Source organism: Cysteiniphilum sp. (assembly GCF_057495195.1).
Window position 1 is genome coordinate 1 of sequence record NZ_JBXTEF010000102.1, and the last position, 2,390, is coordinate 2,390.

A 2,390-nucleotide genomic window follows, 5' to 3' on the forward strand; every position below is an offset into this window, starting at 1 on the left:
TATAGCTCTGCATTTTGGTACTTATCGCGATATTTAGCCGTAAACTCTTTGGTAAAATCAGATTCACCGTGTACGTGAAAATCAGACTCAACTTTGCGCCTGAATAAATGAAAATACACACCAAAGTCTTGATCTAAGCCTTTGATAATCATGTGCAGCTTATCGTCATACTGGTTAATGGTTTGCACACTTTCAAGATCAACATAAACGCCTTGGGCTTTAATCGTGCCAAAGTATAAGTGATCATGGGTGCGGACTATATGCGGGGCGACCATGTGCATCTTAGGCAGCTTTTGCGATACTTGCGTTTGCTTAGATACATCCGCTAATTGGTCAAGTTCAACAACTGGCATATTAACACGCTCCGTAAATGGTAAAGGATTCTTTAGCGGTCAACTTGTTATCAGCAAAGTGTGACTGATAATACATTTGATACACCGAGAATCCGTCTGGGTCAGTTTTGCCAACGATATAGCCCATCAACCACAACGGTAGTAATGAGCCAAGACCGACTAACGGATTAAACGCCACACTCAACAATGCCGCTATAAAGCCCGCTATTGGCAAAAAGTTATAAGGAATACCCCATAGCATTGGTGGACGCATTAAAGCGCCATAAATGATTGCTACGTTGTATTCTTCGTCTTGTTCAGACATCACAGCCACCCTACGCGTTAACTTGAATGCCTAAGAAGTGCTGCGCTATCCATGTGCCAGAGAATACGCACACCGTACCAATAATGGCACCTAACGCCCATTTCTTCTTATCGCCAATATTGAACCACCAGCAGATACCACCCGCTAGGATAACCAGTAAACACAAGATTTTACCTGTGTCGCCCTGAATAAATTGCACAATGTTTTGTAAGATTGTTAGTAATGGATTATCGCCCATGATTTCACCGCCTTTTGTGTTGGTTTGTTATTTAAAGTTGTTTTACTTCTTTTACTTAAACTTTTTATTCTTTACGCCTGATGCTTACAGCACCTAATCATTTTCTTTAACTCCTCTCCTTTTTTGTTTATGCTTCAACTTGTCTATTTTTCAATCTTCTAGCGTAGATACCTTAATTTTCTCGTATTCACGCCAAAGGATTACTTGACTACACTGGATAATGGTTAGTTATGCCTTTTGAATTTTTAATGTTTAAAAAAACAACAAGCATAATGAACAACTAACCTAACAGATCAATTGATACTGAGCCTGCGCCTGTTTCAATGACCTCACCATGCAGCAAAGCATCCTCAACACTGATAGCTGCATCACCAAAACATTTTTTGCAGAACCAATCTAATTCTGAATGCTTGATAATCCGATTACCGTGCGGATGATGCAAAAGATAACTGGCATGATCACCCGAAAAATTAAGCGGTAATTGTCGCTCAACTACACCTTTGTAAAAATCTACGTTCTTCATGGTTTAAAATCCTCTCGTTTTAGTTTTCGCCTTTTGTGTTGGACTGGAGACAACGCTATTTACCTTTTTTACACTTAATCGCGTAGCCTGTTTGTTTCTGGTCAACTTCTGAAATATTGATCACAGCATCCGCGCCTAAGCTTGCACCACCCTCTTTTAGATAACTATTGATTGAATCCTTGGAGCGATCAAAGCCTAAGAACGAATCATACATATTGACCGTGACACTGCCAATGGTGTCGTACTTCTTGCATGGCAAGATTTGATTAGGTTGATCTTTATAGAACAGCTTTACATTGTCTGCTTTAGTAGGCAAAAGCTTGGCACCCATTAAGCTAGTCGTATAACCATGCTGTACTTCACCAAAGTTAGTAGAAGCGCAGCCTGTCATTAACAGCGTTGCTACAGAAGCACCTAGTAATATCACGTTACGATTTAATTTAGTCATTTTTTACATCCTTATAGTTGTTTGTTGCGTTTGTAATTTGATTAACTTTTTTAGCCATTTGTACGGCTGTATATATTTCTGTCGGTAAGTCAGTAATAGGATAAGCAGCAAAACACAATGAGCTAGAAGCCATTAAACTTAAGCTTAAAATTAAATGTCCTCTAGTCATTGCTGCCCCCACCTTGATTGTTATTATTTTTAGTGACTACTTGAAAACCTGAATCGCTTAATTTTTCTCTGATCATATTACTCACCACGGTTTTAACTGGTTTGTTCTCAACGCTCACACAGTAACTTTTAAATGGTGCATGTAGCTCAGACTCAATCAGTACGTGTTTTTTAATATCTTTGTTGTCATCGTCTTTGTCTTCAAAGTCCATTGTGTTGCTCGCCTTTTGTGTCTTAAATGGATTGTTTAAAACTTGTGTTTTCTTTTTAGCCTCATGCCACCTTAACAGTGGCAATCCGCTATCGCCTCTTGTGTTGTTGTATGTTTGATTAACTTATTATTAAGTTAACTTTTT

General features: G+C 38.7%; 7 protein-coding genes. All 7 read right to left on the reverse strand.

From position 1 onward, the window contains the following. Positions 1-353 (reverse strand): hypothetical protein (locus tag ACY10D_RS09330; protein WP_487000463.1); only part of this gene is annotated, 353 nt, incomplete at its 3' end. 1 nt (position 354) lies between these two features. Then, entirely contained in the window at positions 355-657 is a 303-nt protein-coding gene (locus ACY10D_RS09335) for a VirB3 family type IV secretion system protein (RefSeq protein ID WP_487000464.1), read from the reverse strand. Positions 658-667: 10 nt separating this feature from the next. After that, positions 668-895, reverse strand: coding sequence for a TrbC/VirB2 family protein (locus ACY10D_RS09340; RefSeq protein ID WP_487000465.1), 228 nt, complete (start codon positions 893-895; stop codon positions 668-670). A gap of 280 nt (positions 896-1,175) precedes the next feature. After that, positions 1,176-1,418, reverse strand: coding sequence for a hypothetical protein (locus ACY10D_RS09345; RefSeq protein WP_487000466.1), 243 nt, complete (start codon positions 1,416-1,418; stop codon positions 1,176-1,178). 55 nt (positions 1,419-1,473) lie between these two features. Further along, positions 1,474-1,866: a hypothetical protein gene (locus ACY10D_RS09350; RefSeq protein ID WP_487000467.1), complete on the reverse strand. Its 393-nt coding sequence runs from the start codon at positions 1,864-1,866 to the stop codon at positions 1,474-1,476. Then, the gene (locus ACY10D_RS09355; protein WP_487000468.1) at positions 1,859-2,035 is read right to left on the reverse strand and encodes a hypothetical protein; all 177 of its coding nucleotides are present in this window, start codon (positions 2,033-2,035) and stop codon (positions 1,859-1,861) included. The genes ACY10D_RS09350 and ACY10D_RS09355 overlap by 8 nt, the downstream gene beginning before the upstream one ends. Beyond that, a complete protein-coding gene (locus ACY10D_RS09360; protein ID WP_487000469.1) occupies positions 2,028-2,330 on the reverse strand; it encodes a hypothetical protein in 303 nt (100 codons plus the stop codon). The genes ACY10D_RS09355 and ACY10D_RS09360 overlap by 8 nt, the downstream gene beginning before the upstream one ends. Between the last annotated feature and the right edge of the window lie 60 nt (positions 2,331-2,390).

Coding starts and splice junctions, on each gene's coding strand:
- ACY10D_RS09335 (WP_487000464.1), bottom strand. CDS start 657: ATGTCTGAACAAGACGAAGAATACAACGTAGCAATCATTTATGGCGCT.
- ACY10D_RS09340 (WP_487000465.1), bottom strand. CDS start 895: ATGGGCGATAATCCATTACTAACAATCTTACAAAACATTGTGCAATTT.
- ACY10D_RS09345 (WP_487000466.1), bottom strand. CDS start 1,418: ATGAAGAACGTAGATTTTTACAAAGGTGTAGTTGAGCGACAATTACCG.
- ACY10D_RS09350 (WP_487000467.1), bottom strand. CDS start 1,866: ATGACTAAATTAAATCGTAACGTGATATTACTAGGTGCTTCTGTAGCA.
- ACY10D_RS09355 (WP_487000468.1), bottom strand. CDS start 2,035: ATGACTAGAGGACATTTAATTTTAAGCTTAAGTTTAATGGCTTCTAGC.